The following is a 24,213-nucleotide window of genomic DNA, read 5'->3' as shown; positions in this document are numbered from 1 at the left end:
CCGCTAGTGGTCGGCGGTGTGCCAGTCGCGGCCGGCACCGACCGAGACCTCCAGCGGCACCGACAGCGCGTGGGCGTTGCCCATCTCGCGGCGGACCAGCTCCTCCAGCTGCTCCCGCTCCCCCTCGGCCGCCTCCAGGACCAGCTCGTCGTGCACCTGGAGCAGCATGCGCGAGCGCAACCCGGCCTCGCGCAGCGCGGTGTCCACGTGCAGCATGGCGACCTTGATGATGTCGGCGGCGGAGCCCTGGATGGGGGCGTTGAGCGCCATCCGCTCGGCCATCTCGCGGCGCTGCCGGTTGTCGCTGACCAGGTCGGGCAGGTAGCGGCGGCGGCCCAGGATGGTCTCGGTGTAGCCCTGCTGGCGTGCCTCCGCGACCACGGACTGCAGGTAGTCACGGACGCCGCCGAACCGGGAGAAGTACTCGTCCATCAGCCCGCGCGCCTCCTCGGTGGAGATGCTGAGCTGGTTGGACAGGCCGAACGCGCTCAACCCGTACGCCAGGCCGTAGTTCATCGCCTTGATCTTGCGCCGCTGGTCCGCGGTGACCTCGGTTATTCCGACCGCGAACACGTTCGACGCGGTGGCCGCGTGGAAGTCGGCACCGGAGTTGAACGCGTCGATCAGCGCCCGGTCGCCGGACAGGTGCGCCATGATCCGCATCTCGATCTGGCTGTAGTCCGCGGTCAGCAGCGTGTCGTAGCCGGCGCCGACCACGAACGCGCGCCGGATCCGGCGGCCCTCCTCGGTGCGGATCGGGATGTTCTGCAGGTTCGGGTCGGTGGAGGAGAGCCGGCCGGTCGCGGCGACGGTCTGGAAGTACGTCGTGTGGATGCGCCCGTCGTCGGAGACGGACTTGAGCAGCCCGTCCACGGTCGTCTTCAGCTTCGCCACGTCCCGGTGCCGCAGCAGGTGGGCCAGCAGCGGGTGCTCAGTCTGCGCGTACAGGCTCTGCAGCGCGTCCGCGTCCGTGGTGTAACCCGTCTTGATCCGCTTCGTCTTCGGCAGGTTCAGCTCGCCGAACAGGATCTCCTGCAGCTGCTTCGGCGAGCCCAGGTTGAACTCGCGGCCGATCACCTCGTACGCCGACTGGGCCGCGCCCTTCACGCCGGCCGCGAACTCCGACTCCAGCTCCGACAGATATTCGGTGTCGGCGGCGATGCCGGTGCGCTCCATCACGGCCAGCACCTCGGCCAGTGGCAGCTCCACCTCGGCCAGCAGCCGGCGGGACGGGCCCTCGCCGGACGCGGCGTCCCGGTCGAGCTCGGAGTCGAGCGCGGTGGCCAGGTCGAGCGTGGCCCGGGCGCGGAGCATCAGGTTCTGCTCGGCCTCGCCCTCGTTGCCGCCGAGCCCGTCCAGCGTCAGCTGGCCGCTGTCCGGCGCGTCCACCCGCAGCTCCCGCTGCAGGTAGCGCACGGCCAGGTCGGCCAGGTCGTAGGAGCGCTGATCCGGCCGGGCCAGGTAGGCCGCGAGCGCGGTGTCGTGGGTGACGCCGGCCAGCGTCCAGCCGTGCTCGGTGAACGCCAGCCGGGCCGGCTTGCTGTCGTGCAGCACCTTGCGCCGGGCCGGGTCGGCCAGCCACGCCGCGACCGCGGACTCGTCCGCCTCGTCCAACTCGGCCGGGTCGAACCAGGCGGCGGGGCCGTCCGCGGTGGCCAGCGCGACGCCGGTCAGCACGCCGGTGCCGCGGCCGAACGTGCCCGCGACCGCCACGCCGACCTCGGCACCGTCGGTGTGCGCGGCCAGCCAGGGCGCGACCGCACCGGCGCCGAGCACCGTGGCGTCCAGGTCGAACCCGGCCTCGGCCTCCGGCTCGACCGCGTCGAGATACTGGTACAGCCGGTCGCGGAGCACCCGGAACTGCAGCGCGTCGAAGACCTGGTGGACGGCCTCCCGGTCCCACCCGTGCCAGCGCGCGCCCTCCGGCGTCAGCGGGATCTCCAGGTCGGAGACCAGCCGGTTCATGTCGTAGTTGCGGATCACGTCGGAGAGGCGCTCGCGCAGGCTGTCGCCGGCCTTGCCCTTGATCGCGTCGGCGTGCGCGATGACGCCGTCGATCCCGTCGTACTGACTGATCCACTTGGCGGCGGTCTTCGGGCCGACGCCGGGGATGCCGGGCAGGTTGTCGCTGGTGTCGCCGACCAGCGCGGCCAGATGCCGGTACTGCTCCGGGCCGACGCCGTACTTCTCCAGCACGGCGGCCGCGTCCATCCGGGCCAGGTCGGAGACGCCCTTGCGCGGGTAGAGCACCGTGACGTCGTCGCCGATCAGCTGGAACGAGTCACGGTCGCCGGTGCAGATCAGCACCTCCATGCCCTCGGCGCGGGCCCGCGTGGTGAGCGTGGCGATCAGGTCGTCGGCCTCGTAGTTGGCCAGCTCGACGAACGGGATGCGCAGCGCGCTCAGCACCTCCTTGACCAGGCTCACCTGGCCACCGAACTCCTTCGGGCTCTCCGAGCGCCCGCCCTTGTACTCCGGGTAGATCTCGGTGCGGAACGAGCGGCGGGAGACGTCGAACGCGACCGCGATGTGCGTCGGCTTCTCGTCACGCAGCACGTTGATCAGCATGGAGGTGAAGCCGTAGACCGCGTTGGTCGCCTGTCCCGTCGAGGTCGAGAAGTTCTCCACCGGGAGGGCGAAGAACGCACGATAGGCCAGCGAGTGGCCGTCGAGCAGCAACAACCGGGACTTCTCAGCAACCGCAGCATTCACGTCTCAGGACTCTAGTCGCCCCCTCCGACAACTTCGGGCGCGCCACTTCCGGCAACCCCCGCGGATACGCGATCATGGAGCTCCGTCACCGTCGGCGACCGATCTCGGATTGTCACGACTACACAACAGCCTTGTACCAGCGTGTTACAAGGCCTGGTGAACCGGCGGTGCGGTCATTAATTTGAGCTGCGACAGCGTTCTGCAAGGGCGCTCACCCGCGCCCTTAACGCTGGACTCTTAAGGAGACTGGATGATCCGCCCGAACCTCGCATGGCGTAGCGTCGCTGTGCTGAGCGCCGCGTGCCTCGCGCTCACCGCGTGCGCCGACGACGCGGAGGAAACGCCGAACGCCGGCAGCTCGTCCGCCGCCACCGCGGTGGGTGACGGCACCCTCAAGCTGGGCACCCTGCTGCCGCAGACCGGCTCGCTCGCCATCCTCGGCCCGCCGGAGATCGCCGGCGTGAACGCCGCCGTCACCGAGATCAACGCCGCCGGTGGCGTGCTCGGCAAGCCGGTCACCGTCAGCCACACCGACTCCGGTGACACCTCGACCGACATCGCGACCCAGTCGGTCAACAAGCTGCTCGCCGAGAGCGTCGACACCATCATCGGTGCCGCCTCCTCGTCGGTCTCGCTCTCCGTCATCGACAAGATCACGGGTGCGGGCGTCGTGCACTTCTCGCCGGCCAACACCTCCGACGAGTTCACGACGTACGCCGACAAGGGCCTCTACTTCCGCACCGCCCCGCCGGACACGCTGCAGGGCCGCGTCCTCGGTGACCTGATCATTCAGGACGGCAACGCCAAGGTCGGCCTGCTGGTCATGCAGGACTCGTACGGTGTGGGTCTCGCCAAGAGCACCCGCGCGGCCGTCGAGGGTGCCGGTGGCCAGATCGTCGCCGAGGCCGTCTACGACCCGAAGGCGCCGGACTTCTCGGCCGAGGTCGACCAGATCAAGACCGCGAACCCGGACGCCATCGTGCTGATCGGTTTCGACGAGGTCCAGAAGATCATCCCCAAGCTGGTCGAGGCCGACCTGACCACCGCCAAGAAGAAGTGGTACTTCGTCGACGGCAACCTGTCGAACAAGTACAACTTCCCGGCCGGCACGCTCAAGGGCGCCAAGGGCACGCTGCCGGGTGCGGCCGCGAACCAGGCGTTCAAGGACAAGGTCCTCAAGGAGGACCCGCAGCTGGCCGACTTCTCGTACGCGCCGGAGTCCTACGACGCCGCGATCCTGACCGCGCTCGCCGCCGAGGCCGCCGGTTCGGACGCTCCCGCCGCGATCGCCGCGAACCTGAAGGCGGTCTCCGAGGGTGGCACGAAGTGCACCGACTTCGCCGCCTGCCTCGCGCTGCTGAAGGCCGGCACGGACGTCGACTACGACGGCATCTCCGGTCCGATCGCGTTCAACGACGCGGGTGACCCGTCGGAGGCGACGATCGGCATCTACCAGTACGGCGACGACAACAAGTACACGAACGTCGACTACAAGTCCGGCAAGATCTGATCTTGCTCTTTGGGAGGGCCCGGCCGGTTTCCGGCCGGGCCCTTTCTTTTACAACCGACATTCCCGCTTCCGGCGTGGTGCTTTGGGCTTGCTCCCGCGGGCCACGGTCGTCGCTGGCGCTCCTTCCTGCCGGATTCGTCGTGGGCTTCGACTTGCGGAAACGCGGTATGGGGGTTTGGGGGCGAGACGCCGCACGGCGGATCAAGCCGGACCGCCCGTCGTGCGGCGTCTCGCCCCCACATCCCCCTTCCACGAGACCGCAGCCGATCCGCGCAGCAAAAAGGCCCGGCCCCGGCAGAAAGCCGAGACCGGGCCCTTCGAGAAGGAACTACGCGGTAGCCAACGTCCCCAGGTAGAGCTCGATCACCTTAGGATCGTGCATCAGATCCTGGCCAGAGGCCGTATACGCGTTACGTCCCTGGTCAAGCACGTACCCTCGGTCGCAGATCTGCAGGCAACGCCGCGCATTCTGCTCGACCATGATCACCGTGACACCGGTAGCGTTGATCTGCTTCGTCCGGCGGAAGACCTCGTCCTGCATCGCCGGGGACAAACCCGCCGACGGCTCGTCGAGCAGCAGGACGCTCGGCTCCATCATCAGGGCCCGGCCCATCGCGACCATCTGCCGCTCGCCGCCCGACAGCGAGCCCGCGCGCTGCTTGCGACGCGTGCCCAGGGTCGGGAACAGCCCGGTGACGAAGTCGAAGCGCTCCTTGAACTTCTTCGGGCGCAGGAACGTGCCCATCTCGAGGTTCTCCTCGATGGTGAGCGTCCCGAAGACGTTGTTCGTCTGCGGCACGAAACCGATGCCGCGGGCGACCAGATCGTGCGCCTTCAGGTTGGTGATCTCCGCGCCGTCCAGCGTGACCGTGCCGGACCGGATGTTGACCAGGCCGAACAGCGCCTTGAGCAGCGTCGACTTGCCGGCGCCGTTCGGGCCGATGATGCCGACCAGCTCGCCCTTCCTGGCGTACAGGTCGCAGCCGTTGAGGATGTTGACGCCCGGCAGGTAGCCGGCCAGCAGCTCGTCGCAGCGCACCAGCGCGCCCTCCGCGGCCGAGACGTGCTCGCTGCGGTCGACGACGTGCACACCGGCGGTGTCGTCGGCGAGCGCCTCGGCCTGGGTGACCTTGTCCGTCATGCCTTCTCCTCCCCGGCCGGCTTGTCGGCGGCGGGTGTGCCGTCGGCCGTGTCCGCAACGGTAGCCGCGGGCTGCGGCGTCACGGGAGCCGTGGCGGCCGGGGCCTCCGCTCCGGGCTCGTCGTGCTGGCTGCCCAGGTACGCGTCGATGACCCGCGGGTCCGCCATGACCTCGTCCGGCGTGCCCTCGGCGATCACCGCGCCCTGGCCCATCACGATCACCCAGTCGCTGATGTCGCGGACCATGTCCATGTCGTGCTCGACGAACAGCACGGTCATGCCGTCCTCGCGCAGCGCCTTGACGTGGCCGAGCAGCGACTGCGTCAGCGCCGGGTTCACGCCGGCCATCGGCTCGTCGAGCATCACCATGTCCGGCCGGACCATCAGCGCCCGGGCCATCTCCAGGAGCTTGCGCTGGCCGCCGGAGAGGCTGCCCGCGAAGTCGTTGCGCTTCGCGTCCAGCTTGAACCGGACCAGCAGCTCCTCTGCCCGTGCGGTGATCTCCTTCTCCTGGGCGTGCCAGATCGCCGGGATCAGCGCACGGAAGAAGTTCTCACCCTTCTGGCCGGTCGCGCCGAGCAGCATGTTGTCCATCACCGTGAGGCGGTTGAGCGCCTTGGTGAGCTGGAACGTGCGGACCATGCCGAGCCGGGCCACCCGGTGGGCGGCGACGCCGCCCAGGTTCTTCCCGTTGAACGTCCACGAGCCCTCGTCGGGCTTGTCGAAGCCGGTCAGCAGGTTGAAGAAGGTGGTCTTGCCGGCGCCGTTCGGGCCGATCAGAGCCGTGATCCGGCCGCGCGGGATCTCGACGTGCTGCACGTTGACGGCGGTGAGGCCGCCGAAGCGGCGCACGACGCCGTCCGCGACCAGGATCGGGTCCGGCTTCTTGGCCCCCGGCTCGCGGGGGACGTCGGCCAGCGACGGGAGCGTCTCAGCGGGCATCGAGCATGACCTCCTTCTTGTCGCCGAAGATTCCCTGCGGACGGAAGATCAGCAGGACCATCAGGCCGAGGCCGACCAGGATGTACCGGACGGAGCCGGCCTGGGTCGTGTCCATGATCGAAGTGGAGATCGCGCCGACGTTGATCAGCTCGATCAGCAGCGCGTCCACGAAGACGATCAGGAACCAGAAGATCATCGAACCGACCACCGGGCCGAAGACCCGGGCCGCGCCACCGAGGATCAGGATGGTGTACGCGAAGAACGTGAACTCGGTGCCGTACGTGTCCGGCTGCACGGCCGCGCGGCTGATCGCGAACATGAAACCGCCGAGCGAGCCGAGCACGCCACCCAGGATCAGCGACTGGATCTTGTACGAGAAGACGTTCTTGCCGAGGCTGCGGACCGCGTCCTCGTCCTCCCGGATCGCCTTCAGCACCCGGCCCCACGGGCTGCGCATCAGCAGCCAGACGATGAGGCAGGAGAACGCGACCAGGACCCAGCCGACCGTCAGCACCCACAGCTCGCGCGAGTCGAAGCCGATGACGCCCACCTGGACGCCCTGGCTGAACGGGTTCATCGTGTAGAAGTCGTCGGAGAAGCGCTGCAGGCCGTCCGAACCGCCGGTCCACTCGCTCAGGCTCACCGAGCGGGTCAGCAGCCGGATGATCTCCGCGGCCGCGATCGTGACGATCGCCAGGTAGTCGGCACGCAGCCGCAGCGTCGGCACGCCCAGCAGCAGCGCCAGCAACACGGCGCCGACCAGGCCGACGATGATGCCGGTCCAGAACGGCAGGCCGTACGTGGCCACCGACATCGCCAGGCCGTACGCCGCGACGCCGAGGAACGCGGACTGGCCGAAGTTCAGCAGACCGGTGTAGCCGAAGTGCACGTTCAGGCCGATCGCGGCCAGCGCGTAGACGATCGTGGTGGAGCCGATGATCGACTCGACGGAGACCGTCGTGATCAGTTCCCAGTTCATCGCGCGGCCCCTTAACCGATCCGCTCACGGCGGCCCAGGATGCCCTGCGGCCGGACGAGCAGGATGATGATCAGCGCGGCCAGCGCACCGACGTTCTTCAGCTCGGTCGGCACCCACAGCGTCGAGACCTGCGTGACGATGCCGACCACCATGCTGCCGATCAACGCACCGAACGCGGTTCCGAGGCCACCCAGCGTCACTGCCGCGAAGACCAGCAGCAGGATCTGGAAGCCCATCTGGAAGTTCACACCCTGGAACATGCCGAGCATCACGCCGGACAGCGCGGCCAGCGCGCCGCCGATCGTCCAGATCAGGCGAATAATCTTGTCGACGTCGATGCCGGACGCGGCCGCCAGCGCAGGGTTCGTCGACACCGCGCGCGTCGCCTTGCCCAGACGCGTCTTCAGCAGCGCGACCGACACCGCGACCAGCACCAGGATCGCCACCGCGTCCATGATCAGGTTCTTCGGCGCGATCAGCAGCGGGCCGATCGCGACACCCGCCTGCGCCGCGTAGTCCGCGTACTGCTGCGTGCCACCGCGGAACTGGAACAGGAAGACGTAGCGCAGCACCATCGCCAGACCGATCGACACGATCATCATGCCGATCAGGCCCGTACGGCGCCGGCGCAGCCAGCCCCAGAAGAACTTGTCCTGCAACCAGCCGAACGCGCCACCGACGACCACCGCCAGGATCAGCGCCAGCCACAGCGGCAGGCCGACCGTCACGTTGAACAGGAAACCGGCCAGCGCGCCGAACGTGATCAGCTCACCGTGCGCGAAGTTCGTCAAACCCATCGTGCCGAAGATCAGCGAGACGCCCAGCGCGCCCAGCGCCAGGATCAGGCCGATGTGCACGCCGGTGTACACCAGGTTCGGCAGACGATCCCACACCGTCGGCGTCGACTCCGCCGGCGGCGCGTTCGCACCGACCGGGCCGAGCGGGTACAGGACGTTACGCATCTGGCCCTCGTACACCTCGAGGGCGCGGTTCGGGCCGAGCGTCCCCTGGAGTCCGACCCCCTCCGGAAGCGAGCTCTCGTCGAGGACCACCTCATATGCCCCCGGCGGAACGGAAAGGGTCCATTTCCCGTCCGCTCCCGACACGGCCGATCCGGCCGGCTGGCCATTCTGGGTAACGTTGATCTTGACCCCAGCCAGTGGCTGGTTCTGATTGCTCAACGTGCCCTGCAGACCCTCACCCTCGGCGGCGTAAGCGCTTGTGGCGTTCACACCAAGGGCGAAGAACAGGGCTCCCAGAAGGGCCGTGAACATGATCACGGCTCTACGCAACGGTGCTCCTCGAAGTCTCTGACGCGGGTCCTGACGCTGTGTCACCTCAGGACTGGCGGATCATAGCCCGCGTCACAGGCCCTCAACGCCGTGTTATCAATCAGTTATCGGCGTTTAACAAAAAGCAACGAGGGAGGGCCTGGTCAGGTGCTCGGAGTCTCGGCGAGGATGCGCTCCGCGACCTCTTTCATCGTCATCCGGTGATCCATCGCGGTCCGCTGGATCCACTTGAACGCCTGCGGCTCGGTCATCCCGTACGTGGCCATCAGCGTGCCCTTCGCGCGCTCGACCACCTTCCGCGTCTCCAGCCGGTCCGACAGGCTCGCCACCTCGGACTCCAGCGCCGCGACCTCCGAGTAGCGCGACAGCGCGATCTCGATCGCCGGCACCAGGTCCGACTTCTGGAACGGCTTCACCAGGTACGCCATCGCGCCGGCGGCGCGGGCGCGCTCCACCAGGTCGCGCTGGCTGAACGCGGTCAGGATGATGATCGGCGCGATCCGGTCGCCGGCGATCCGCTCCGCCGCGGCCAGCCCGTCCATGATCGGCATCTTGATGTCCAGGATCACCAGGTCCGGCTTCAGCTCCCCGGCCAGGCGCACGGCGGTCTCGCCGTCGCCGGCCTCACCCACGACGTCGTAGCCCTCCTCGACCAGCATCTCGGCGAGATCGAGCCGGATGAGCGCCTCGTCCTCGGCGATCAGCACCCGACGACGCTCCGAACCCGCCTGCATGTCGGCCACGCGAACAACCCCCAACGTCCTGGAACCCGACACCCGGCCGGTCGGGTGCCGTCGCCACCAGCGTAGTGGGTAGGCTAGGTTTGCTCAGCGCGGCGTAACGAGGTTTTACATGCCGCGCGACGCCGAGGTGGAGGAACGGCATACTCGGGGCACTCAAAATGCTCTGCCTGAAAGGGCTTGTGGGTTCGAATCCCACCCTCGGCACTCAGACAACCCCGTCATACGCAGGGATGATGCGTCGATGCATCCACCCGAGATCCGTGATCGTGCGATCGCCATGCACGCCGAAGGCGTGCCCTTCCGGCTGATTTGGCAAACGCTGAATCTGTCGCCGCACACGGTCGGCAACTGGCTCTACGGCGAACGCGCGCGGCGCCGACGGGAACGAATACCGGACGCACGCTGTCCGCGCTGCGCCGATCCGCCGCGTCTCCCGGAAGCGCCAGCCACCTACGCATATCTGCTCGGGCAGTACCTGGGTGACGGTCACATCGTGCGGTCGCAGCGCACCGTGCTGCTGGCCGTCTACTGCGACAACAAGTACCCCGGCATCATCGCCGAGATCGAAGCCGCGATGCGCGCCTGCGGTGCGCGGTCGGTGCACCACCGAGCGAGGATCGGGTGCACCGCGGTCAGCGCGCTCTGGAAGCACTGGCCCTGCCTGTTGCCGCAGCACGGCCCGGGCATCAAACACGCGCGGCCGATCGCGTTGGCGGACTGGCAGGAGCCGATCGTTGACGCACACGCCGAGGCGTTCGTGCGGGGATTGATTCACTCCGACGGGTGCCGCTTCACGAATCGCGTCGTAGTGAGCGGGCGCACATATGAGTACCCGCGATACATGTTCACCAATGAGTCCACCGATATCATGCGGCTGTGCTCGCGGTCGCTGGATCGGCTGGGGATAGAGTGGCGAATGAGCAGGCGGAACACGCTGTCGGTGGCGAAACGGACGTCGGTGGCGCGGCTTGACGAGTTCGTCGGTCCCAAATCGTGAAACCGGATGAGATCGGGATCACTCGGGCGAAGCGCTTGGAAACATGATCTTCATCCCTGTGTCACCCGGAATCGGGGAACGACCGCGTAGTCTTCTCCATGTCGCCGCGCTTCACGGCTGCGGCCAGGGACTTTCCCCCGCTCAGCACGACCGCCACGGGTCGGGCTAGGCGGCGCTCCGGTGCGCCACGCACCGACGGAGCCGGTGGAGGCAGGTGCCCGCCTCCACCGGCTCCGATGCGCCTTACGGAATGTCGGCTCACCATTCTCCCGCCGGTCACCCTTTCGTCATCCGCGCCGATCCTCCGTGCCCCGGATCACATTTCGCCGGATCGCCCCGCACCGCGCGCTCCCATTCGCGGAACCGGCCAGCACATATTGACGTGAGTCAACCGTACGGCCACAGTGAGTAAATGGATCTTCACACTGACCACACCCCGGCGCGGGAGTGGGAACACGCGATGATCTCCGGGAACGGCCGTCAGGGTCTGCTGTTCTGGGGCGGGCCGGAGGAGATCCGGCTGACGCTGTCCCACGAGCGCCTGTTCCTGCCGGTCTCCGAGCCGTTGCCGCCGCCGGACACGGCCGCGATCCTGCCGGAGCTGCGTCGCCTGCTGGCCGGCCGCCGGTTCGCGGACGCGGCGCACCGGGTGTGCGCGCACGCGACCGCGGACGAACCCGGCTACACGGATGTGCGCTGGGTGGATCCGCTGATCGGCGCCGCCACGATCTCGTTCGCCCCCGCGCGAGGCGAGGCGGACGGCTACGCCCGGAGCACCGACTTCGCGACCGGCGTGGTCACCCAGTCCTGGGGCGGCGTGGTCTGTGCGGCGTTCGTGTCACGCGCCGACGACGTGGTGGTGTTCCGGGTCTCCGGCACGAACCGCACGGACGGCACGGACGGCACGGACGGCACGAACGGTACGAACGGCACGCTGGCGATCGCGCCGGTCGACGGCGTCCCGGAGTCCCCGGTCCGCACCACGGTCGACGGCCTGTCGCTGGCCGCGAGCTTCCCGGACGCGCACTGGCCGGGCGCGCTCGCCGGTTACCGGGTGGAGTGCCGGGTGTCCCGCGACGCCGGCGGCCTGCTACTGCTGGCGCGCACGGTCGTGGACGGGGAGTCCGTACCCCCGTGGCCGGATCGTGGTTTCGACGATCTGCTGGCCGCGCACGTGGCGGTGCACGGGGAGCTGTATCACCGGTTTCGCCTGGAGCTTCCCGGTGACCGGACGGAGACGGTGCTGAACGCCTGCCGGTATGCGGCGATCTCCGCGTCGGGTGAGCTGCCGCCGACGTTGCAGGGGGTGTGGAGCGGTGGCTACCGGCCGCCGTGGCGCGGCGCGTACACGCTGGACGGCAATCTTCCGGCCGCGGTCGCGGGTCTCGCGCCGACCGGCACGCCGGAGCTGCTGGAGCCGTTGTTGCGGATGGCGGAGGAGCGGCGGCCGGACATGCGGGAGAACGCGCGCCGCCTGTACGGCGTGGACGGCCTGCTGGCGCCGGTGCATCAGAGCACGCATGCGCTGGTGAACCACTTCGGCCCGCGCTGGTGCCAGACGTTCTGGACCGCGGGTGCGGCGTGGCTGGCGCGCCTGTTCACCGAGTTCTACGAGCACACCGGCGACGAGGTGTTCCTGCGTGAGCGCGCGGTGCCGTTCCTGGCCGAGGTCGCGGAGTTCCATCTGGGATTCGTGACGGTGGAGTCGGGGCGGGCCCGGTTCGCCCCGTCGTACTCGCCGGAGAACACGCCGTCGAACTCGGATTCGCAGGCGTGCGTGGACGCGACGATGGACGTGGCCGCGACCGCGGGCCTGCTTCGGGATCTGTTGCGGTTCGCCCCGGAGGATGCCCGGGCGGCACGCTGGCGGTCGTTGCTCGCGGCGCTGCCGCCGTACCGGATCGCCGGGGACGGTCTGCTGGCCGAGTGGGTGGATCCGGGTCTGGACGATGCGCCCGGTCACCGGCACGCGAGTCATCTGTATCCGCTCTGGTACGGCGGCGATCCCGCGTTCGACGATCCGGCGTTGCGTGCGTCGGCGGCGCGGGCGATCCGGGCGCGGCTGGCGTGGTGGGACGGGCAGGAGGCGGACGAGATGGCCTACGGCCTGGCGCAGCTCGGCATCGCGGCGGCGCACCTGGGTATGGCGGACGAGGCCTTCGGTGCGCTGACCCGGCTGGCCGATCGCTATTTCCGGCCGTCGCTGGTGCCGACGCACAACCGGGACGCGATCCTCAACGTCGACATCGCGGGTGCGCTGCCGGCGCTGGTCACGTCGATGCTGGCCCGTTCCGGCCGGGGGCGGCTGGACCTGCTGCCCGCGCTGCCCGCCGCCTGGCCGCGCGGCTCGGTCTCCGGCCTGCTCACCCGCGGCCCGGTCCGGATCGTCCGGATGTCCTGGTCCCCCACCGGCCTGGAGGCGACGCTGACCGCTCCCCGCCGCCTGGAGACGGTCGTCGGCCTGCCGACCGGCGAATCCATTAAGGTCGATTTAAATCCCGGCATCGAAACGCTCGTGAACTGTTGACACTTAGTTTGGACACACGGAAAAATTAGTCCGGCGTGGCGCGCCATGGTGGGGGCGTCCACGCGGGATCGGGGCGTCGGCTCGCCGGCGCCCCGATCGCCGCAAGAGCCAAGAACAAAGCCAGGAACATAGCCAAAGCAGCTTTTCCCGCTTCCGGCGGCGCAGGTTCCGCACGCTCCCGCGGGCACCGGTCGGCCGCAGGCGGCCTCCCTGCACGATCCGAGGCCGCAAGACCAACCCCGCAACCCCCGCGAGGCCTTTCAAGCTCCCCCCAGCCCCGGCCTGACCCACAGCTAGCGGCTGTGGGACGCCCCCGCCGAAGTCAGCGGGGAATGCTCTGACAGCTTTGATCTCCCCAGCCCCGGCCTGACCCACAGCTAGCGGCTGTGGGACGACCCCGCCGGAAGCCAGCGGGGAATGCTTACCTGCGAATGCTCTGGCAGCTGGCGCGGGCGGTCAGGCGGGGGTCGAGCAGGGTGGCGTCCGGGACCGGCTCGCCCTCGACCTTGCTGATCAGTAGCGACACCGCCTGCCGGCCGACCTCCTCGGCCGGGATCAGCACGGACGACAGCGCCGGGTCGGAGCGTTCCGCCAGCTCGTCCGGGCAGATCGCGACGACGGACATGTCCCGGGGCACGTGCCGGCCGAGCGTCGGCAGCGCGGCGAGCACGTGCGCGACCGCGGCCTCGTTGTGCACGACCACCCCGGTCAGGTCGGGGCGTTCGGCGAGGAGCCGGGCGAGCCCGTCGCGGACCGCCGGATAGCTCTCCTCGCAGGGCTGCGCGGTCGCGGTCGCGCCGTGCCGCCGCGCGGTCTCCAGGAAGCCGGAGCGAGTGCGGCGGGCGAATCCGGTGTCGCGCTCGTAGACGACCGCGGGCGCGCCGAGCAGTGCCAGCGATCGGTGCCCGAGCGCGACCAGGTGCTCCACGCACGCGGCACCGGCCCGGTAGAAGTCGAGGTCGACGCAGGTGAGCCCGCCCGCGTCGGCGGGGAAGCCGATCAGCACGCTGGGCCGTTCGAGTTCGTGCAGCAGCGGCACGCGCGGGTCGCGCATCTCCACGTCCATCAGCACGATGCCGTCGACCATGGCGGACGCGGCGATCCGGCGCAGCCCTTGGGCGCCCTCGTCCGCGGTGACCAGCAGGACGTCGTGGTCGTACTGCCGGGCGGTGGTGACGACCGCGGTGGCGAACTGCATGAGGACCGGCAGGTGCATGCCGGTGCGCAGCGGCAGGACCAGCGCGATCACGTTGGAGCGGCGGCTGGCGAGCGCACGGGCGCCGGCGTGCGGATGGTAGCCGAGCGTGCGGATGCTGGCCAGCACGCGTTCCTGGGTGACCGCGGAGATCGCGCGTTTGCCGCTGAGCACGTAGGAGACGGTGCTGACCGCGACGCCGGCGTGCCGGGCCACGTCCGTGATGGTGACCATGTCCGGTCGTTTCCCGGCGCCGCGGCGGCTCGTGGTCCGTCTCTCCGCCGCCGGACGGTCCTGACCGGACGGTCCGCCCTGCGTGGGTACGGAGAAGTCAGCCACCGCTGATCTCCTCGGCCGCCGTGAACGTCATATCGCTCACCGTAATGCCCGCGGCGCCGTAGACGAGGAACAGGTCGCGCACGCCACCCACCGGGGGTACCGGCGCGGTGACGTCCCCGGGTGAGCCGGGCAGTTCGACGGTCGCGAGCACCGGCCCGGCCGGGTCGTCCAGCCGCAGCGTGACCGTGCCGGGGCCGGCGCCCCGGACCCGTACCCCCGCGTGGTCCTGGAAATTGACGTGTTCGAACGCGGCCCACGCGTCCGCGCGGGTGGACGTGAGCATGTCGTGGTGGGTGGGGAGCACGCTGTCGTAGTCGTCGTTGTCCACGGCTCGCAGCGGCGCGGACGGGTCGCGGTCCGGGATCCGCTCGCCGCGGACGGTGAGCGTGGTGGTCAGTACCGGGTCCGCGCTGGACCGTCCGATCGCGACGGTGTGCCGGGCCGTCTCGACCACCGGCCGGCCCCGGGTGACGTCCCAGAACGCCAGGTCGGCCGCGCGCAGCGGCAGCGTGACGCGGGCGCTCTCGCCGGGTTCGAGGCGGATCCGGGCGAAGCCGCGCAGCACCCGCAGCGGCTGTTTGACCCGGGAGCGCTGCTGGTGGGTGTAGAGCTGCACGACCTCGACGCCCGCGCGGTCGCCGGCGTTGGTCACCTCGGCGAACACCTCGGCCGTGCCGTCCGCGCCGATCGAGGTCGCGCTGAGCCGCAGGTCCCGGTAGGTGAACCGGGCGTAGCTGAGCCCGTGCCCGAACGGGAACTGCGGCGTACCCCGGTAGTAGAGGTAGGTGGCGTCGGTGGCGACGATGTCGTAGTCGAGCAGGTCCGGCAGGTCCGCCTCGGACCGGTACCAGGTCTGGGTGAGCCGCCCGGCCGGGTCGACCGGCCGGCCGCCGGTGTCCGCGCCGAAGAGCACGTCCGCGAGCGCGGTGCCGTGTTCCTGCCCGCCGTGCGCGGACCACAGCACCGCGGGGACGCCGGTCTCGCCGATCGCGTACGGGTAACTGCTGGTCAGCGCGAGCACGGTGCGCGGGTTGGCGGCGTGCACCGCGTGCAGCATCGCCGCGGCGGCCGCGGGCAGCGCGAGGCCGGGGCGGTCCTCGGTCTCCCGGCCGTTGACCATCGGGTGGTTGCCGAGCACGACCACGGCCACGTCCGCGTCCGCGGCGGCGGCCACCGCGACCCCGGTGCCGTCGATGATCAGGTCGACCGTCAGCGGCACCGCGTCCGCGGTGGTCTCGGCGGACGCGCGCAGCAGCCCGTCCTCGCCGAGCGCGATCCACCGGCCGGTCTGCCGGTGCCGCAGGTGCAGCCGGCCGTCGCCCGCGTCCGCGGTCGTGAAGGTCTCGTGCACCTCCCAGCCGTTCGGGCCGGGCTGGTCGCTGACGAGTGGCCCGCCGGGCTCGAACGCGGCCGCGAACCGTTCGTTGCCGGCGGCGCGGAGCGCGATCACGCCGTACCCGTAGTCGTGCACGTCGAAGTGGCTCGGCGTGTCCGCGTCGCCGCGCAGCGGGCCGCCGTCCGGCGCGGAGACGTAACCGCCGGGGGTCTGGAGCGCGATCCGGTCGACGGCTTCGGTGAACGTGGCCGGGCCCCGCTCGGCGATCGCCCGGTACGGCGTGACCTGGTACGGCAGGCTGCCGGAGTACCAGTCCTCGTGCACGGCGTCGCCGAGCGGCCCGATCACCGCGACCCGGGTGCCGGCGGTCAGCGGCAGGATCGGCCCGCATTCGTTGCGCAGCAGCACCACGGACGCGCGCGCGGCCTCGCGGGCCAGCGCCTGGTGGGCGGCGCAGTTGATCACGTCCACGGTGATCGCCGCGTACGGGTTGCGCTCGGGCGGATCGAACTCGCCGAGCCGGAACCGGACGGACAGGATGCGCCGGACCGCGGCGTCCACGTGCGACTCGTCGATCAGCCCGCGGTCCAGTGCCTCGGTCAGGTGGCGCAGCGTCGGCGCGGAGTCCTCGCCGTCCTCGGTCATGCAGTCCACGCCGGCCCGCAGCGCGGCCGCGAACCCTTCCGCGTGGTCGGGCAGGACGCGCTGGTCGCGGGCGAGGTTGGAGACCGCGGCCGCGTCGCCGACCACCAGCACGTCGCGCAGCTCCGCATCGATGAGCGGGCTGAGGTGCGCGGGCACGCCGTTGACCAGGTTGTAGGAGGCCATCGCCGCGACCGCGGCGCCGGCCGCCAGGGGTGCGCGGAACGCGGGCAGCTCGTAGTCGTGCAGCACGCGCGGCGGCAGGTTGCTGGAGGTGAGCGCGCGGTCGGTCTCGTTGTTGTAGCCGAGGAAGTGCTTGAGCGTGGGCGCGGTGCGCAGGTAGAACGGGTGGTCACCGCGCAGACCCTGCGCGTACGCGGTGGCGATCACGCCGGTCAGCCACGGGTCCTCGGCGTAGCCCTCCTCGTTGCGGCCCCAGCGCGGGTCACGCAGCGGGTTGACCACCGGCGCCCACACGTTCAGCCCGGCGCGTTCCGGGTCCTTGTGGTGGTGGCCGCGCACCTCGTCGCCGACCGCCTCGCCGACCCGGCGGACCAGGTCCGGGTCCCAGCTGCTGGCGAGCCCGACGGCCTGCGGGAAGACGGTGGCCGGGCCGAGCCAGGCGACGCCGTGCAGCGCCTCCTGGCCGGTCCGGAAGCGTTCCACGCCGAGCCGTGGCACCGGCGCCTGGTGTTGGTGCAGCAGCGCGACCTTCTCCGTGAGGGTGAGACGGCCGAGCAGGTCCTCGACCCGGGAGGAAAGCGCTTGCTCGGGGTCGCGGAAATCGGTGCGCTGAAGTTCGCTCACGGGGGTCATCCTTTGACTGCGCCGTACAGCTCTGGTGGGAGCGCGAGAGGTTCCTCGAAGCGCTTCGACGAACGTTCGAGAAAAGCTCCGGGGTCGCACGGTTTCTAGCGTGTTACGCCCGAAGCAACCTGAGGTTTGCACCCCCGGCCAGGCCCGGTCAAGGGGTGAAGAGAATCGATTCGATGTCGTCGCATGCGTCGATGGAACCGCTCCCAGCGCAGCCTGCGGCTATGCCCAAGATCAATGAAACGCACCGCATCAGAAACTTCGGCCGGCGCCCCACCGGCGTTCGCCGGCGCCTCCCGCATGATCAGGGCGTCTCCCATGTCGTTGGAACAGCATGGGGGACGCCCTGATCACGGACCCGCTAAGCGGTCAGCGTGGGTAGCACCCCGGCGTCCAGCGCGTCCAGCACCCGGGCCGCGCCACCGGTCGCGGCCGCGCCCGGCCCGATCGCGGAGCCGATCAGCGTCACGCCGCCGGTGTCGGTCGCGGTCATCTCCGCGCGCGCGGCCGGCAGCAGCCACTCGGTCAGCGGCACGAAATAGCCGCCGAGCACGATCACCTCCGGGTCGAGCAGGCTGGCCAGCAGCGACAGCCCGTGCCCGAGATGACGGCCCACGTCGCGCAGCGCCGCGAGCGCGTGGGCGTCGCCGGCCCGGGCCGCGGCCGCGACCCGCTCCACCTCCGGCGCGAAGTCGGTGATCGGGCCCTCCGCGTCCGCGTCCGGCAGCGCGCGCTGGATCAGCGACTCGATGCCGGCCAGCTCCTGCAGCGTGCCGCCGTGCAGCTGGAGCCGGCCGATCTCGCCGGTGAAACCGCGCCCGCCGCGCAGCAGCCGACCGTCGACGATCAGGCCGGCGCCGAGGCCGGTCTCGCCGGCCACGTAGATCAGGTTACGCGCGCCCCGGTGGCCGCCGTAGCGCTGCTCGGCGAGCGCGGCCAGGTTCGCGTCGTTGTCCACGGCCACGTCGAACTCCGGCTTGCGCAGCGCCTTGAGCAGGTCACCGCGCAGGTCCACGCCGGTCCAGCCGAGCGCGTCCGAGCGGCGCACCGCGCCGGCCTCGTCGACCAGGCCGGGCACGCCCACGGTCAAGCCGAGCACCTGCCGGCCCTGCGCGACGGCCCGGGACGCGGCCCGGCCGGCCAGCGCCGCGATCGCGGAGACGCCGCGGCCGGCCCCGACGCCGGCCGAGACCCGGCCGGTGAACGCGCGCCGCCAGAAGAGCAGCTGCTCGCCGGCCAGGTCGACCGCGACCGCGGTCAGGTGGTCGCCGTTGACCTCGATGCCGATCGCCGCGTACGCCGAGCCGTCCAGCACCAGCATGGTGGCGGGGCGGCCGATCCGGTTCTCCGCCAGGCCGGTCTCGCGCAGCAGGCGGCGCTCGATCAGGTCGGCGACCAGGCTGGAGACCGTGGCCTTGTTGAGCCCGGTGGCGGCCGCGATGCCGGCCCGCGAGACCGGGCCGTGCGCGCGCACGTGGCGCAGCACGACGGCCAGGTTGGTCGCCCGCACGTCGGCGAAGTCGGCCGGCTGCGGGCCGGTCTGCATGGTGATCAACGTTTAGCCCCGCTCCCCGGTGTCCCGACCACATCATGCCCCATCCACCGGCCGGCGCCTCCCTTGTGGGGCACAGCACCGTCGGCTACTTTGTTTAGTCATCAGACGAACTAACTCTAGCGCCTCGACATAACCTGAGAGGAGCCCGCGGTGACGAACCGCCGGACATTTCTAGGCATGGTCGGCCTCGGCGCCGCGTCGGTGGCCGGCGGCGGCCTGCTGGGCGGCTGCAGCCGGGATCCCGGCTCGACCGGCACCGCCACGAACGCGGACGCGGCCAGCGCGGTCGTGCCGGACTACAAGGCGGTCCAGCTGGTCCAGCCGGACATCAAGGGCACGCCGCCGGTCGCGGACGGCTACGTGAGGTACCCGGCGCAGACCGTCGCCGCGATCACCGAGAAGCCCGGCACCAGCGGCACGCCGATCTCCGCGACCACGCCGTGGTGGGGCCCGCCGCCGCCCGCCACCGGGCAGAACGCCTACGTGGACGCGGTCAACGCCGCGCTCGGCGTGCCGATCCAGTTCAGCGTGCAGGACGGCAACACGTACAGCGAGAAGGTCAACGCGATGGTCGGCGCGCGCGACGTGCCGGAGCTGCTGGTCATCCCGGGCTGGGACATCGGGCGCATCGCCCGGTTCTCCGAGGGCGCACACGTGCTGTTCGAGGACCTCACACCCCACCTGGCGAAGGAGAAGGGCGCGAACTACCCGATGCTGGCCGGCCTGCCCACCGCGGCGTGGCAGGACTCGGTCTGGGGCGGGAAGTTGATGGGGGTGCCGTTCCCGACGGACAGCCCGTTCCCGTACGCGCTGTTCCACCGCAAGGACCTCGCGGAGGCGGCCGGGCTCGCCGATCCCACGAACCTGGACGAGCTGTACGCGTACGGCAGGAAGCTCACCGACCCCGGCAAGGGCGTCTGGGCGTTCGGCGACATCGCGGCCGAGGTGCAGCAGGCGCTCGGCGTGCCCGGCTCGCAGCAGGGCTGGCGGAAGAACCCGGACGGCACGATCACCCACAAGTACGAGACGCCGGAGTACAAGCAGGCCGTCGAGTTCATGATCCGGATCCACAAGGACGGGCTGATGCACCCGGACCTGGCCGGCAGCAAGGGCGGCGACGCGAACGCGCTGCTCCGGGCCGGCAAGGTGGTGTGCTGGCAGGGCGGGCTCGGCGTCTGGCGCGGGCTGCAGCGCGACGAGGCCCGGGTCAACCCGAAGTTCAACCTCCAGCCGATCAAGGTGTTCGGCGCCACGGCCGGGCAGAAGCCGCTCCGCTGGCAGGGCACGCCCGGCATCATCTGGACGTTCATCAAGAAGGGCGTCGGCCAGCCCCGCGTCGAGGAGTTGCTGCGCGTGCTCAACTGGACCGCCGCGCCGTTCGGCACCAAGGAGTACGAGCTGCGCGAGTACGGCGTGGAGGGCACCCACTTCACCCGCGCGGCCGACGGCACACCGGTCACCAACGACCTCTACACCAAGGAGTTCGCGAACCAGTTCGGTTTCCTCGGCGGGCGGCCCGCGGTCATCGTCGGCGGCGCGGACGTGCCGAACTACGCGCAGGACTTCCTCACCTGGGCCAACGACGCCATCCAGTACGCGGAACCGGACCCGTGGAAGGGCATCAAGGTGGAGACGCCCACCAAGATCGCCACGATCGCGCAGCCGACCGAGGACAAGCTGACCGACATCATGCGCGGCCGGCGCCCGATCACCGACCTGGAGTCGATCGTCACCGAGTGGCGCAACACCGGCGGCGACGAGGCCCGCGCGTTCTACGCCAAAGTCCTGGCCGACAACGGCCGATGAGCGCACCGACACTGACGAAGGCCGCCGAGCCGGTCACCCGGCCGGCTCGGCACCCGCGGCGCCTGCGCGACCGCCTTCGCCGCGACTGGCCGTTGCTGCTCATGGTCGTACCCGCGTTCCTGCTGGTCCTGGTCTTTCACTACGTGCCGACGCTGGGCAACGTGGTCGCGTTCCAGGACTACAACCCGTTCGCCGGCGACACCCCGTTCGAGGCGTTCCTCTACAGCGAGTGGATCGGCTTCGGCAACTTCGAGGCGCTGTTCAAGGACCCGTCGTTCTGGGACGCGCTGCGCAACACGCTCGCCATCCTGGTCTTCCAGCTGGTCTTCTACTTCCCGCTGCCGATCATCCTGGCGCTGCTGCTGCACAGCGTGCTCTCGCCGCGGCTGCGCTCGTTCATCCAGAGCGTCGTCTACCTGCCGCACTTCTTCAGCTGGGTGCTGGTCGTCTCGTTCTTCCAGCTGATGCTGGGCGGTGCCGGCCTGCTCGCCCAGGTCGTCCGGGACGCCGGCTACACCCCGCCGGACATCATGACCAACCCGGACACGTTCATCGTGCTGGTCACGTCGCAGGCGGTCTGGAAGGACGCCGGCTGGGGCATGATCATCTTTCTGGCCGCGCTGGCCGCGATCGACCCGACGCTCTACGAGGCCGCCGCGGCCGACGGCGCCGGACGCTGGCGGCGGCTCTGGCACATCACGCTGCCCGGACTGCGCTCGGTCATCATCCTGCTGCTCATCCTGCGGCTCGGCGACGCGCTCAACGTCGGCTTCGAGCAGTTCATCCTGCAACGCGACGCGGTCGGCCGGCAGGCCGCCGAGGTGCTGGACACCTACGTCTACTACCGCGGCGTGGTCGTCCAGCAGTACGGCATCGGCGCGGCGGCCGGCCTGTTCAAGGCCGCGGTCGGGCTCGTCCTGATCCTGGCCGCCAACAAGATCGCACACCGGTTCGGCGAGCAGGGGATCTACCAAAAATCATGACTGTCCTGACTCCACGCCGCCCCTCCCGCCGCCCCGTGTGGGAGGAGAAGCCCAGCGTCCTCGGCCAGCTCGGCAAGGGCACGATCCTCACGCTGGTCACCGCCGCCGTCCTGGTCCCGCTCTGGGTCGTGCTCGTCACCAGCCTCTCCTCGGCCGAGACGATCAACGCGGCCGGCGGCTACGTGGTCATCCCGCGCGAGTTCGACCCGTCCGCGTACGTGGTGATCTTCTCCGGCGGGCTGATCGGCCGCGCGGTCTGGATCAGCACGCTGATCACGTTCATCGGCACCGCGATCAGCCTCACGCTCACCGTGCTGGCCGCCTACGGACTGTCCCGCAGCGACTCGGTCGCGCACCGGCCGCTGCTGTTCTACTTCCTGCTCACGTTCCTGATCTACCCGGGCATGATCCCGTCGTACCTGGTCGTCACCGGCCTCGGCCTCAAGAACAACCTGCTCGCGCTCACGCTCCCGACCGCGATCCAGGCGTTCAACCTGGTGGTGCTGCGCGCATTCTTCATGAACATCCCGTCCGAGCTGATCGACAGCGCGCGCATCGACGGCGCCGGCGAGTTCCGCATCCTCACCCGGATCGTGCTGCCGCTCTCCAAGGCCGTCGTCGCCGTCATCGGCCTCTTCTACGCCGTCGGCTACTGGAACGCGTTCTTCAACGCGATCCTCTACATCGACCGCAACGACCTCCAGCCCCTGCAACGCCTGCTCCAGGGCTACATCCTGCTCGGCCAGGCCCCACCCAACGTCGGCGGCGGCGCGGTCGTCCACATCCCCGGCATCGGCTACTCCGCCCCACCCAGCCTCGCCATCAAGATGGCCGTCGTCATCGTCACGGTCATCCCGGCCCTGATCGTCTACCCCTTCATCCAGCGCCACTTCACGAAGGGCGTCATCATCGGCGCCGTCAAGGGCTGAAACCCCGGCACAGCGGGAAACCCCAAGGCCATCTTCCCGCTTCCGGCGTGCCCACTTTCCGAGTGCTCCCGCGGGCACCGGTCGGCCGCAGGCGGCCTCCCTGCAAGTGCCGCCGCCACTCCCGCAAACCCCACAACCCGGGGCTGCGCCCCATCCACCGCCCACCCCGAGCGCCCCACGAGCCGACCACCACGCAACCCGAACCCCGCACCGGCCAGAGCGAGCCGCCGGGTCCGAAGGTCCGCATCGGTGACCACGCGACCCCGACCACCGCGCAAGCCCGGCACTACACCAGCCGGCCACCGCGCAAGCCGGCCACCGCGCAAGCCGGGCCCTGCGCAAGCCGGGCCCTGCGCAAGCCGGGCCCTGCGCAAGCCGGGCCCTGCGCAAGCCGGGCCCTGCGCAAGCCGGGCCCTGCGCAAGCCGGGCCCTGCGCAAGCCGGGCCCTGCGCAAGCCGGGCCCTGCGCAAGCCGGGCCCTGCGCGCCCGAAATTGCCCCATATTTCGTCGTGCCCGCATGGCAGATCTCGGTGGACGGGCTCCCCAGCAGCCCTGAGTGATCAATCAGTGGAGCAAAAGATAGGTCAACTTCGCTAGTTGACCTATCTTTTGCTCCACTGATTGATCACTCAGGCGCCGGTATCGGCCCGCCGAGTCGCGCGACGTGGGTGAAATGAGCATGCCGGTCGTTTTATGCGGAGTTTCGAGCGCGAGGGTGCCCAGCGGTTCTGCCGGGAGCGTTGCCGGGTCCGGCTCGGGCCTGCGGGCTCTGGTGGGAGCGGTGGCCGGGCTGGGCGGGGCCGGGTTGTGGTGAGTGGGCTGGGACTTGCAGGGAGGCCGCCTGCGGCCGACCGGTGCCCGCGGGAGCATGCCCAAGCCGGCCAGGCCGGAAGCGGGAATATCCGTTTTTAGCGGTTTTCGCGCAGTTGTTGGAGGAGAGGGATCGCGGCGATCTTCTCTTCGGTGAGGGTGGGCCAGTGGATGTGGCCGGGGGTGCGTGGGGCGCGGTAGGGGCGGCAGTCGATCACGCGGGACGGGGTGATGATCAGGTCGAGCGGGACGTCGTGGCTGCTGGTGGGAATGTCGCCGGTGGGACGGACCTGGGTGTCGTGGACGGTGGTGACCACCAGGGTGTGCGGGGCGATCAGGCCGGCGGCGGAGGCCACGGCGTATTCCAGGTCGGCGAAGCCGCCGCCCTTGCCGAGGCGGGCGCCGTCCTCGCCGGCGGCCACGCAGCCGGTCACCACCAGGTCGACCGGGGTCAGCTCGGCGACCGGGACGCGGCGGGCGGAGCGGGTCGCGCCGGCGATCGAAGCGGCACGGCGCGGGGTGTCGGCCAGGTGGGCGGGGTCGAGGAGGAAGAACGGTTCGGGCTCGGCCAGGCGGGGGACGGCCATGAAAACCGTCTTGCCGTCCTGGAGCGCGCGCTGGCGGACCGGGAGTTGAGCGGAGTCCGGGTTCGCCTTGATCGTGCGGGCGGCGGCCCACTCCGGCAGCGCGCGCAGCCGGTCGGCCGCGGCCTCCGCGCCGATGAAGTTGGAGATGCGGTGCCGGGCTCCGGGGAAACGGGCGGCCTTCGCCGCGATCAGCGCGTCCCAGACCTCGTCGCGGAGCGCGGCCTTCGCGGCGAGCAGCTCGGCCGGACCGCCGGCGTCGTGATCGTGGCGCTTCGGCGGCCGGGGCATCCGCCGATCATCCCAAAAGCATGCGCCGGGTGGCCATCAGCCCGGCGCGACCAGGCCCTTAAGGTGCGTTCAGGCAGGTCATGTCGTC

At 70.3% G+C, this 24,213-nt stretch carries 16 protein-coding genes and 1 tRNA gene; 7 read left to right on the top strand and 10 right to left on the bottom strand.

The features are described 5' to 3' along the window. Window positions 1–3: 3 nt before the first annotated feature. Window positions 4–2,712: a DNA polymerase I gene (gene polA, locus J2S43_RS02845; RefSeq protein WP_306826975.1), complete on the bottom strand. Its 2,709-nt coding sequence runs from the start codon at window positions 2,710–2,712 to the stop codon at window positions 4–6. 250 nt (window positions 2,713–2,962) lie between these two features. Between polA and J2S43_RS02840 the strand changes: the two genes are divergently transcribed. Next, on the top strand, window positions 2,963–4,222 hold the full coding sequence (locus J2S43_RS02840) for an ABC transporter substrate-binding protein (RefSeq protein WP_306826974.1): 1,260 nt from the start codon (window positions 2,963–2,965) through the stop codon (window positions 4,220–4,222). 328 nt (window positions 4,223–4,550) lie between these two features. Here J2S43_RS02840 and J2S43_RS02835 read toward each other — a convergent pair whose 3' ends face one another. The 5 genes from J2S43_RS02835 to J2S43_RS02815 form a co-directional block, all read right to left on the bottom strand. After that, window positions 4,551–5,363: an ABC transporter ATP-binding protein gene (locus tag J2S43_RS02835; protein ID WP_306826973.1), complete on the bottom strand. Its 813-nt coding sequence runs from the start codon at window positions 5,361–5,363 to the stop codon at window positions 4,551–4,553. Then, on the bottom strand, window positions 5,360–6,304 hold the full coding sequence (locus J2S43_RS02830; RefSeq protein WP_306826972.1) for an ABC transporter ATP-binding protein: 945 nt from the start codon (window positions 6,302–6,304) through the stop codon (window positions 5,360–5,362). Before J2S43_RS02830 ends, J2S43_RS02835 begins: the two co-directional genes overlap by 4 nt. Continuing rightward, a complete protein-coding gene (locus tag J2S43_RS02825) occupies window positions 6,294–7,283 on the bottom strand; it encodes a branched-chain amino acid ABC transporter permease (RefSeq protein WP_306826971.1) in 990 nt (329 codons plus the stop codon). The genes J2S43_RS02830 and J2S43_RS02825 overlap by 11 nt, the downstream gene beginning before the upstream one ends. Before the next feature lie 11 nt (window positions 7,284–7,294). Continuing rightward, window positions 7,295–8,245 carry a branched-chain amino acid ABC transporter permease gene (locus J2S43_RS02820; protein WP_306826970.1) on the bottom strand — a complete coding sequence of 317 codons (951 nt, stop codon included), beginning with the start codon at window positions 8,243–8,245 and terminating at the stop codon, window positions 7,295–7,297. A 473-nt stretch (window positions 8,246–8,718) separates the two neighbouring features. Next, window positions 8,719–9,309 carry an ANTAR domain-containing response regulator gene (locus tag J2S43_RS02815; protein ID WP_370881740.1) on the bottom strand — a complete coding sequence of 197 codons (591 nt, stop codon included), beginning with the start codon at window positions 9,307–9,309 and terminating at the stop codon, window positions 8,719–8,721. Between the two features lie 130 nt (window positions 9,310–9,439). On the opposite strand from J2S43_RS02815, the gene J2S43_RS02810 reads away from it, so the two are divergent. The 3 genes from J2S43_RS02810 (at window position 9,440) to J2S43_RS02800 (ending at window position 12,842) form a co-directional block, all read left to right on the top strand. Beyond that, window positions 9,440–9,522 (top strand) — tRNA-Leu (locus tag J2S43_RS02810). Window positions 9,523–9,559: 37 nt separating this feature from the next. Then, window positions 9,560–10,315, top strand: coding sequence for a transcriptional regulator (locus J2S43_RS02805; RefSeq protein WP_306826968.1), 756 nt, complete (start codon window positions 9,560–9,562; stop codon window positions 10,313–10,315). A 412-nt stretch (window positions 10,316–10,727) separates the two neighbouring features. After that, the gene (locus J2S43_RS02800; protein WP_306826967.1) at window positions 10,728–12,842 is read left to right on the top strand and encodes a glycosyl hydrolase family 95 catalytic domain-containing protein; all 2,115 of its coding nucleotides are present in this window, start codon (window positions 10,728–10,730) and stop codon (window positions 12,840–12,842) included. A gap of 421 nt (window positions 12,843–13,263) precedes the next feature. Here the strand turns inward: J2S43_RS02800 and J2S43_RS02795 are convergent, their stop codons facing one another. The 3 genes from J2S43_RS02795 to J2S43_RS02785 all read right to left on the bottom strand — a co-directional run bounded on the left by J2S43_RS02795 (window position 13,264) and on the right by J2S43_RS02785 (window position 18,713). Then, entirely contained in the window at window positions 13,264–14,376 is a 1,113-nt protein-coding gene (locus J2S43_RS02795; RefSeq protein WP_306826966.1) for a LacI family DNA-binding transcriptional regulator, read from the bottom strand. Continuing rightward, window positions 14,369–17,170, bottom strand: coding sequence for a glycoside hydrolase family 3 C-terminal domain-containing protein (locus J2S43_RS02790; protein ID WP_370881588.1), 2,802 nt, complete (start codon window positions 17,168–17,170; stop codon window positions 14,369–14,371). The genes J2S43_RS02795 and J2S43_RS02790 overlap by 8 nt, the downstream gene beginning before the upstream one ends. Before the next feature lie 358 nt (window positions 17,171–17,528). Continuing rightward, window positions 17,529–18,713 carry an ROK family transcriptional regulator gene (locus J2S43_RS02785; RefSeq protein WP_306826964.1) on the bottom strand — a complete coding sequence of 395 codons (1,185 nt, stop codon included), beginning with the start codon at window positions 18,711–18,713 and terminating at the stop codon, window positions 17,529–17,531. A gap of 159 nt (window positions 18,714–18,872) precedes the next feature. Here J2S43_RS02785 and J2S43_RS02780 point away from each other — a divergent pair, with 159 nt between their 5' ends. Genes J2S43_RS02780 through J2S43_RS02770 form a run of 3 tightly spaced genes read left to right on the top strand, consistent with a single transcriptional unit; the run spans window position 18,873 to window position 22,440 of the window. Further along, window positions 18,873–20,528: an extracellular solute-binding protein gene (locus J2S43_RS02780; protein WP_306826963.1), complete on the top strand. Its 1,656-nt coding sequence runs from the start codon at window positions 18,873–18,875 to the stop codon at window positions 20,526–20,528. Further along, window positions 20,525–21,511: an ABC transporter permease gene (locus tag J2S43_RS02775; protein WP_306826962.1), complete on the top strand. Its 987-nt coding sequence runs from the start codon at window positions 20,525–20,527 to the stop codon at window positions 21,509–21,511. Before J2S43_RS02780 ends, J2S43_RS02775 begins: the two co-directional genes overlap by 4 nt. Next, entirely contained in the window at window positions 21,508–22,440 is a 933-nt protein-coding gene (locus tag J2S43_RS02770; protein WP_306826961.1) for a carbohydrate ABC transporter permease, read from the top strand. Before J2S43_RS02775 ends, J2S43_RS02770 begins: the two co-directional genes overlap by 4 nt. A 908-nt stretch (window positions 22,441–23,348) precedes the next feature. Here the strand turns inward: J2S43_RS02770 and J2S43_RS02765 are convergent. Then, complete coding sequence (locus tag J2S43_RS02765; RefSeq protein WP_306826960.1) at window positions 23,349–24,125, bottom strand: 5-formyltetrahydrofolate cyclo-ligase; 777 nt, start codon at window positions 24,123–24,125, stop codon at window positions 23,349–23,351. Window positions 24,126–24,213 lie beyond the last annotated feature (88 nt).

It is taken from the genome of Catenuloplanes nepalensis, assembly GCF_030811575.1.
In the GTDB taxonomy this organism is placed as follows: domain Bacteria; phylum Actinomycetota; class Actinomycetes; order Mycobacteriales; family Micromonosporaceae; genus Catenuloplanes; species Catenuloplanes nepalensis.
This window is presented reverse-complemented; position numbering and strand designations above follow the sequence as displayed.

Bases quoted from the DNA above. Each gene is read 5' to 3' on its own strand.
- J2S43_RS02840 (WP_306826974.1), top strand. From the start codon at position 2,963: ATGATCCGCCCGAACCTCGCATGGCGTAGCGTCGCTGTGCTGAGCGCC.
- J2S43_RS02835 (WP_306826973.1), bottom strand. From the start codon at position 5,363: ATGACGGACAAGGTCACCCAGGCCGAGGCGCTCGCCGACGACACCGCC.
- J2S43_RS02830 (WP_306826972.1), bottom strand. From the start codon at position 6,304: ATGCCCGCTGAGACGCTCCCGTCGCTGGCCGACGTCCCCCGCGAGCCG.
- J2S43_RS02825 (WP_306826971.1), bottom strand. From the start codon at position 7,283: ATGAACTGGGAACTGATCACGACGGTCTCCGTCGAGTCGATCATCGGC.
- J2S43_RS02820 (WP_306826970.1), bottom strand. From the start codon at position 8,245: ATGCGTAACGTCCTGTACCCGCTCGGCCCGGTCGGTGCGAACGCGCCG.
- J2S43_RS02815 (WP_370881740.1), bottom strand. From the start codon at position 9,309: ATGCAGGCGGGTTCGGAGCGTCGTCGGGTGCTGATCGCCGAGGACGAG.
- J2S43_RS02805 (WP_306826968.1), top strand. From the start codon at position 9,560: ATGCATCCACCCGAGATCCGTGATCGTGCGATCGCCATGCACGCCGAA.
- J2S43_RS02800 (WP_306826967.1), top strand. From the start codon at position 10,728: ATGGATCTTCACACTGACCACACCCCGGCGCGGGAGTGGGAACACGCG.
- J2S43_RS02790 (WP_370881588.1), bottom strand. From the start codon at position 17,170: ATGACCCCCGTGAGCGAACTTCAGCGCACCGATTTCCGCGACCCCGAG.
- J2S43_RS02785 (WP_306826964.1), bottom strand. From the start codon at position 18,713: ATGCAGACCGGCCCGCAGCCGGCCGACTTCGCCGACGTGCGGGCGACC.
- J2S43_RS02775 (WP_306826962.1), top strand. From the start codon at position 20,525: ATGAGCGCACCGACACTGACGAAGGCCGCCGAGCCGGTCACCCGGCCG.
- J2S43_RS02770 (WP_306826961.1), top strand. From the start codon at position 21,508: ATGACTGTCCTGACTCCACGCCGCCCCTCCCGCCGCCCCGTGTGGGAG.
- J2S43_RS02765 (WP_306826960.1), bottom strand. From the start codon at position 24,125: ATGCCCCGGCCGCCGAAGCGCCACGATCACGACGCCGGCGGTCCGGCC.